This window comes from Streptomyces sp. SPB074 (genome assembly GCF_000154905.1).
In the GTDB taxonomy this organism is placed as follows: Bacteria; Actinomycetota; Actinomycetes; order Streptomycetales; family Streptomycetaceae; genus Streptomyces.
Map to the genome: position 1 here is coordinate 97886 of NZ_GG770539.1, position 7095 is coordinate 104980.

The following is a 7095-nucleotide window of genomic DNA, read 5'->3' on the forward strand; positions in this document are numbered from 1 at the left end:
GACGGTGACCGGGCCCCGGCGCGTGCCCGGACGGGGCGCCCGGCCGTGCGGGTGCGCGGCGGCCCGGTGCCCGCGGGCTCCGCTCAGCGGCCCCCGGTCACGCGCAGGACCGCGCCGGTCGCGTACGAGGACTCCGGCGACAGGAACCAGGCGACGGCGGCGGCGATCTCGGACAGCTCGCCGATCCTGCGCAGCGGGACCCCGGCGGCCATGCGCGCCGGGCGGTCCGGGTCGGGGTGGAAGTCGGTCACGACGGCGCCGGGCGCGACGGAGTTGACGCGGATGCCGGAGGGGCCGACCTCCTTGGAGAGCCCGATGGTGAGGGCGTCCACGGCGGCTTTGCTCGCCGCGTAGTGGATGAACTCGCCGGGCGAGCCGAGCGTCGCGGCGCCGGAGGAGATGTTGACGATCGCGCCGGGGACGCCGTCGCGCTCCCAGTCGCGGACCGCGCGGCGCGCGCAGAGCAGAGCGCCGAGGACGTTGACGTCGAGCGCGCGGCGCATCCCGGCGGCGTCGGCGTCGGCGAGCCGGCCGATCGGCCCGCTGACGCCCGCGTTGTTGACGAGCCCGGTGACCGGGCCGAGCTCGCGCGCCGCCACGTCGAAGAGCCGCTCGACGTCGGCCTCCTCCGCCGTGTCCCCGCCGATCGCGACCGCCCGGGCACCGCGCCTCCTCGCGTCCTCGGCGACGGCCTCGGCCTCCTCGCGGCCCGTGTGGTACCCCACGGCGACGTGGTGGCCGTCCGCGGCAAGGCGGGCGACGACGGCGGCGCCGATCCCCCGGCTGGCGCCCGTGACGACGGTGACCTGCTGACCGGACATGACTCCTCCACGGGCTCGCTCGCTGTCCCCTCAGCCTAGACCGGCGGCCACCTGCGCAAACGCCCGGCCCCGGCACGCGCGGGGCGTGCCGGGGCCGGGCGGGGCGGCACCGGGCCGGGGAGGGCGACGGGCGCGGGCTCAGCGCCTGCGGAAGGACCTCAGGTAGCCGTCGGCGGGGGTGCCGACGCCGGTGACGTCGTCGTAGCCGGGCACGGCCTTGAGCGAGGCGTCCTTGCCGAGGACGCGCAGCGTGGTCCGCGTGCCGTCGGCGTCGTCGTAGCCGTTGACGTAGTCGGTGCGGACCACCGCGAGGCCCTGGCCCTTGCCGAGCGGGGTGTCGGTGACGTCGTGGTAGGCCGAGGTGCCGGACCGGTCGTAGATGCCCGGGTTGGCGAAGCCGATCGGGACCCCGTGCTGCGCCTGCTGCGCGAGGGCCTGCACCCCGGCGACGACAGGCGCGGCGAGCGAGGTGCCGCCGATGCGGTACTCGCCGTACCGGAGCGAGCCGTCGGGGAAGGTCTGCGTCTGCCCCACGAGGAAGCCGGTGTTCGGGTCGGCGACCGCCGCGATGTCGGGCACGGTGCGCATGGCCTTCTTGCCGTTCGCCTTCGCGAGCTTGCCCGGCACGACGCCGCGCTGGTAGAAGGGCTGCGCGACCAGCTTGCTGGTGCCTCCGCCCGCGCCGGAGGTGTAGGCGCCGGGAAAGCCGGTCCAGGAGTCGCCGTCGGCGGAGAGCGGGGCGTTCTGGGTGCCCCAGCCCGTCTCCCACTTGTACGTGCCGCCCTTGCCGACCGCGAGCGAGGTACCGCCCACGGCGGTCACCCACGCGGAGTTGGCCGGCATATCGACCTGCTTCGTCCCACTAGACGCGACGTTGTCGCCGTTGTCACCGGAGGAGAAGTAGAAGCCGATGCCCTCGACGGCGCCGCGCTGGAAGACCTGGTCGTAGGCGGCGGCGCTCGCCGTCGTCTCGTTCGACTCCAGGTCGCCCCAGGAGTTGGAGACGATGTCCGCGAGGCGTCCGTCGACGATCTTGCTGAGCGAGTCGAGCAGGTCGTCGTCGTAGCAGGAGGCGGCGCCCGCGTAGACGATGTCGGCGGCGGGGGCGACGGCGTGCACGGCTTCGACGTCGAGGGTCTCCTCGCCGTACCAGCCGGAGGCCCCGCACTCCTCGGTGCGGTTGTAGTCCGCGGGCAGGACCTGGGTGAGCTGGCCCTTGCGGTACTTCTTGTCGCCGTTGCGCTGGGCGTAGCGGCTCGCGTCGGCGGCGATGGTGGGCGAAGCGTAGGCGTCGGTGATGGCGACGGTGACGCCCTTGCCGGTCTCCTTGCCCGCGCCGTAGGCGGCGCGCAGCTGCTTGCCCGTGTAGCCCTTGACGGCGTACGGGGCCTTCGAGCCGAAGGCGGAGGGGAGCTTCTTGTTCGTCTTCGAGCCGAAGTACGTGGAGAAGGGCCCGGCGTTGCGGAAGACGGCGTCCGGCGGGGGCAGCGTCTCGTCGTGGCTCGCCCGGTGCGGGGCGTTGTCCAGGCCGGTCACGGTGAGGACGGCGCCGTGCAGCGAGGCGGGGACCGAGGGCGCCGAGAGCGGCGCGTGGTAGGTGTGGCCGCTACGCGCGTAGTTGTGCAGCGTGGTGGAGAAGGCGCGCTCGACGGCGGAGGCCCGGCCGCTGACGGTCAGGTAGTTCTGGTTCCTCGCGATGACCTTGAGCCCGGCGCCGTGCAGCCACGCGGTGGTGCCGGCGACCTGGTCCGCGTCGGCGCCGAAGCGTTCTTGTGTCTGCTTCGCCGTGAGGTACTTGCCGTACTGGGGCGAGGAGGGGTCGGAGACCTGGGTGGCGTAGCGGGCGAGGCCGGCCGCGTCGCGCCCGGCCAGGTAGACCCGGACGGTGAGCTGCTTGCCCGCGGAGAGGGCGCCGCGGTCGGCGGAGGCCGTGGCCCAGTGCGGGGTGAGTCCGGCGAGGGTCTGCCGCGTCGCGGGGTGGCCGGTGTCGGCGGAGGCGGCGGGGACGGCGAGTGCGAGGCACCCGACGGCCAGCGGCAGCGCGGCCGCCCGCACGAGTGCGGCGTGCGGACGGGAACGGACGGGTCTCATGAAACCCCCTGGGGTGACGGAGGGATGAGGTGCGGTCTTCCGGGACACGGCCGCACGCACCGCTCACTCTGTCGATCAAGTGTTCACGTGGGGTTCATGCGTTGGTCTGGGAAGTGCCAAAGGCGGCCCATGGGAGCGCCAAAGCGGACAGCAAGTGGGCTTCTGATCAACGGATATGACGCTTTGTCCGGAGTTCACCCGGGGGTGCGGTAGATCTCCGCGAGGGCGCGTGCGTGGGCGGTGAGGCGGGAGCGCAGGGTGGGCGGCGCGAGGACCTCGGCCTCGGCGCCGAGGGCGGTGAGCTGTGCGAAGGCGATGTCCCCCGACTCGGTGGGGACCGTGGCGGTGACGCGGCCCTCCGGGTCCGGGCGGGCCGCTGCGAGGCCCTCCGTGGCGGCGGCGCCGAGCGCGGCGGGCAGCCGGCGCAGGCCCTCAGGGGTCAGGCGGAGGGTGACGGGGGTACGCAGCAGGGCGCGGGCGAAGCGTTCCGCCTCGGCGCGCCAGTGCGCGGCGAGGTCGAAGGCCGCCTCACGGGTGAAGGGCTCGCCCGGTTCGAGGGCGGTGAGGCGTTCGACGCGGTACGTGCGCCAGGCGGCGGTCCCGGCGCCCTCGCCGGGCACCCGCCCGACCACGTACCAGACCCCGGCCTTGAGGACGAGACCGTACGGCTCGTAGACGCGGACGACGGTGCGGGCGGGGCGGTCCTCGCGCGCCGGGCGGGCATAGCTCAGGCGGACCGTGCGGTCGTCCCGCACGGCGCGGGCGAGGGCCGGGAGGAGCGGAGGCGCGGCGGGTTCGCTGAACCAGGCGGCGGCGTCCAGGTGGAAGCGGCGCACGGAGGACTCGGCGGCGGCGCGCAGGGAGGGGAGGAGGGTGGCGGCGAGTTTGAGGCGGGCGGTGCCGGCCGCCTGGGCGAGGCCGAGGTCGGCGAGCGCGCCGGGCAGTCCGCCGAGGTAGAGGGTCTCGGCCTCGGTGGGGTGCAGGGTCGTGAGGCGGGTGCGGTGCCCGGGGGCGAGGTGGTAGCCGCCGGCCCGCCCGCGCTCCGACCGTACGGGGATGCCCGCGTCCCGCAGAGCCTGCGCGTCGCGGATCACGGTGCGCTCGGAGACCTCCAGCTCGCGGGCGAGCGCCGCGGCGGTGAGGCCGGGCGAGGACTGGACGAGCAGCGCCATGCGCAGGAGACGGGCGGCACGCATCGGCTCAGCGCGCCGCGGCGTTCCGGTCGTCCACCTCGGCCTGGGTCCGCGCGAACCACGCGGACTCCTGCTCGCTCAGCGCGCGCTCGATACGGAAGAGCGAGAAGCGCTCCAGGGGCGGCAGGGCGTCGAGCGCGAACCAGGCGACCTCCAGGGACTCCTCGTCGGCGACGCGGGCCTCGCCGCCGGTGGCACGGCAGAGGAAGGTGATGTCGAGGAACTGGCAGCGGTCGCCGTTGGCGTAGACGACGGGCTTGAGGGTCTCGGCCAGGACGAGGCGTTCGGCCTCGCAGTGCACCCCGGTCTCCTCCAGGACCTCGCGGACGATGGTCTCGGCGGGCTGCTCGTCCGGTTCGCAGATCCCGGCGGGCAGCGCCCATCTGCCGGTGTCGGCGCGGCGCCCGAGGAGGAGGCGGCCCCCGGCGTCGAGGACGACGCCGTTGACGCCGGGCAGGAGGAGCAGGTCCTGGCCGATCTTCTCGCGCAGGCCGAGGATGAATTCCGGAGTGGGCATGTGCCGACCCTATCGGGGGCTCCGCGCCGGGTCCCGCGCGTGTGCGCCCCCGCCCTGGACGGGGGCGCACACGAACACGCGGACGGTCGCCGCGGCGGGGAGCGGGTCCGCGCGGCGGGGCCGGGACGCCGGGGAGGCTCAGGCGGCGCGACGGGCGCGGAGGCCGCGCGTGACGGCCCAGGCGAGCCCCGCGGCGGCCACGGCGACGAGCGCCATCTCGGGCGCGATGCCCATCCGGGTCGCCGGGGTCTTCGAGGTGCGCAGCGGGACGTCGTCCACGAGCGTCGCGGGGACGAACATGCCGGTGCGCTGGACGATCCTCCCGTCGGGGCGGATGACGGCGCTGACGCCGCTGGTGACGGGCACCGTGACGCTGCGGCTGTGCTCGACGGCGCGGACGCGGGACATGGCGAGCTGCTGGTAGGTCATCTCGCTGCGGTCGAACGTCGCGTTGTTGCTCGGCACGGAGATCAGCTCGGCGCCGTGCGTGACGGTGTCGCGCACGGCCCAGTCGAAGGCGGCCTCGTAGCAGGTGGCGATGCCGACGCGGGTGCCGTCGATGGTGAAGACGCCGGGGCTGGTGCCGCGGCTGAAGTCCTGGGCGACCATCGTCGTCCAGGAGTGGTTGACGCTGTGCAGCAGGGAGCGCATCGGCAGGTACTCGCCGAAGGGCTGGATCTGCCGTTTGTCGTATGTGGCGGTGGGGCCCTTGCCGGGCAGCCACAGGACCTGCTCGTTGTAGAGCTTGCCGTCGTCCTTCTCCACGACGGCGCCGACCGAGATCGGGGCCTTGACCGCCCGGGCCGCACGGTCGATGGCGGCGCTCGCGTCGGGGTTGCGGAAGGGGTCGATGTCGGAGGAGTTCTCGGGCCACAGCACGAAGTCGGGTCGCTCGGCCTCGCCCTTGTCCACGCGCGCGGCGAGCCGCTCGGTCTCCTTGACGTGGTAGTCGAGCACGGCGCGGCGCTGGGCGTTGAACTCCAGTCCGGCCCGGGGCACGTTGCCCTGGATGACGGCGATCCGCGCCGTACCGGCTTCGGCCGCGTCGGAGACGAGGCCGCGCGAGGCCAGCGCGCCGGCGAGCGGCAGGAGGACCGCGATCCCGGCGGTGAGCGCGGCGGCACGGGGCAGGACGCCGCGGGCGCGGCGCTCGTACGCCGCCCGCCCAACGGCGTACAGGCCGAAGCCGGTGAGGACGACGGCGAAGCCGAGCACGGGGGTGCCGCCGAGCGCGGCGAGCGGCAGGTAGACGCCGTCGGCCTGGCCGAAGGCCACCTTGCCCCAGGGGAAGCCGCCGAAGGGGACGCGGGCGCGGGCGGCCTCGCCCGCCGTCCAGAGCGCCGCCGCCCACAGGGGCGCGGCGGGCAGCCGGGAGACGACGGCGATCCCGGCGCCGACGAGCGCCGCCACGACGGATTCGGCGGCGGCGAGCGCGAGCCAGGGGCCCGGGCCGACCTCGACGCCGGTCCAGACGAGGAGCGGGAGGAAGTAGCCGAGGCCGAAGAGGTAGCCGAGCCCGAGTCCCGCTTTCCAGCTCCGGCCGTGGAGCACCCAGGCGAGCAGGGCGAAGGCGGGGAGCGCGAGCCACCACACGGTCCGGGGCGGGAAGCTCAGGTACAGGAGCACACCCGCGAGGGCGGCGCCGGCGGCGGGCACGAGGCGCAGCAGTCGCCGCCCGCCCCGGGACGCGGGGGCGGGCGGCGAGGCTTCGTCCGGTGGGGAAAGGGTGACGGTCACGCTCCGGAGTTTACGGCCGGGGAGCTACGGGTGGCTCTGTGGCGTGGGTCTCGGACCTGCGCGCGGGGGCTCTCGGTGGCCCGGCCGGGCTCAGGCTCCGGCGGGAGCCTGGCCGTGGCCACCGTGGCCGCCGTGGGTTCCGTAGAGGTGGAGGCGTGTGCGGATCTCCCGCACGGCGGACTCGGCGTCGTCCACGGTGAAGGTGAAGGAGCGGCCGTCGCCGAGGCGCAGGACGACGCCCTCGCCGCGCCGCACGACGACGGCGGTGCCGAGTTCCGGTCGCCAGCGGTAGCCGTAGCCGCCCCACTGGCGCGGCGTGACGGCGGGCGCGAAGTCGGCCTCCACGACGTGGGCGAGGGGGATGCTGCGACGGGGCACGCCGATGTGGCCGCAGCGGACCTCCAGGGTGGCGTGGTCGACCCGGACGCCGACGCTCACGAAGGCGAGGGTGCCGAAGAGGATGAGGAGCCCGGCGAGCAGGCAGCCCACGACCGACATGGCGAGGGCGGCGACGCCGGAGGTCCAGGTCGAGTTGACCGCGAGGGCGATGCCGAGCGCGACGCAGGCGACCCCGGCGAGGGCGAGTACCCATTGCACGCGGTTGGTCGCGGTACCGGTCCAGACCTCGGGGTGGGCGCCGGTCTCCGCCGGGCCCGCGGGCGCGTCGTCAGGGGGTGGATGCCTCATGGCGCCGAGCGTACTCAGGATCGGGGCGCGGGGAGGCTCCCGCGCACGG

The 7095-nt window shown here is 75.0% G+C and carries 6 protein-coding genes; all 6 read right to left on the bottom strand.

Features of this window, described 5'->3' with window-relative positions:
• Nucleotides 1-83: 83 nt before the first annotated feature.
• The 6 genes from SSBG_RS00455 to SSBG_RS00480 all read right to left on the bottom strand — a co-directional run bounded on the left by SSBG_RS00455 (nt 84) and on the right by SSBG_RS00480 (nt 7046).
• Nucleotides 84-821 (bottom strand): SDR family oxidoreductase, encoded by a 738-nt coding sequence (locus SSBG_RS00455; RefSeq protein WP_008744277.1) that lies wholly within the window; start codon nt 819-821, stop codon nt 84-86.
• Nucleotides 822-959: 138 nt separating this feature from the next.
• Nucleotides 960-2912, bottom strand: a complete 1953-nt coding sequence (locus SSBG_RS00460) for a S53 family peptidase (protein WP_037868576.1) — start codon at nt 2910-2912, stop codon at nt 960-962.
• A gap of 194 nt (nt 2913-3106) precedes the next feature.
• Complete coding sequence (locus SSBG_RS00465) at nt 3107-4108, bottom strand: helix-turn-helix transcriptional regulator (RefSeq protein WP_037868577.1); 1002 nt, start codon at nt 4106-4108, stop codon at nt 3107-3109.
• Between the two features lie 4 nt (nt 4109-4112).
• Nucleotides 4113-4622, bottom strand: a complete 510-nt coding sequence (locus SSBG_RS00470) for an NUDIX hydrolase (protein WP_008744280.1) — start codon at nt 4620-4622, stop codon at nt 4113-4115.
• A gap of 138 nt (nt 4623-4760) precedes the next feature.
• The gene (lnt, locus tag SSBG_RS00475; RefSeq protein ID WP_008744281.1) at nt 4761-6359 is read right to left on the bottom strand and encodes an apolipoprotein N-acyltransferase; all 1599 of its coding nucleotides are present in this window, start codon (nt 6357-6359) and stop codon (nt 4761-4763) included.
• Nucleotides 6360-6449: 90 nt separating this feature from the next.
• Complete coding sequence (locus SSBG_RS00480; RefSeq protein WP_008744282.1) at nt 6450-7046, bottom strand: hypothetical protein; 597 nt, start codon at nt 7044-7046, stop codon at nt 6450-6452.
• Nucleotides 7047-7095 lie beyond the last annotated feature (49 nt).

Excerpts from the sequence above, each read along its gene's own strand:
- SSBG_RS00455 (WP_008744277.1), bottom strand. The coding sequence starts at position 821 with ATGTCCGGTCAGCAGGTCACCGTCGTCACGGGCGCCAGCCGGGGGATC.
- SSBG_RS00460 (WP_037868576.1), bottom strand. The coding sequence starts at position 2,912 with ATGAGACCCGTCCGTTCCCGTCCGCACGCCGCACTCGTGCGGGCGGCC.
- SSBG_RS00465 (WP_037868577.1), bottom strand. The coding sequence starts at position 4,108 with ATGCGTGCCGCCCGTCTCCTGCGCATGGCGCTGCTCGTCCAGTCCTCG.
- SSBG_RS00470 (WP_008744280.1), bottom strand. The coding sequence starts at position 4,622 with ATGCCCACTCCGGAATTCATCCTCGGCCTGCGCGAGAAGATCGGCCAG.
- SSBG_RS00480 (WP_008744282.1), bottom strand. The coding sequence starts at position 7,046 with ATGAGGCATCCACCCCCTGACGACGCGCCCGCGGGCCCGGCGGAGACC.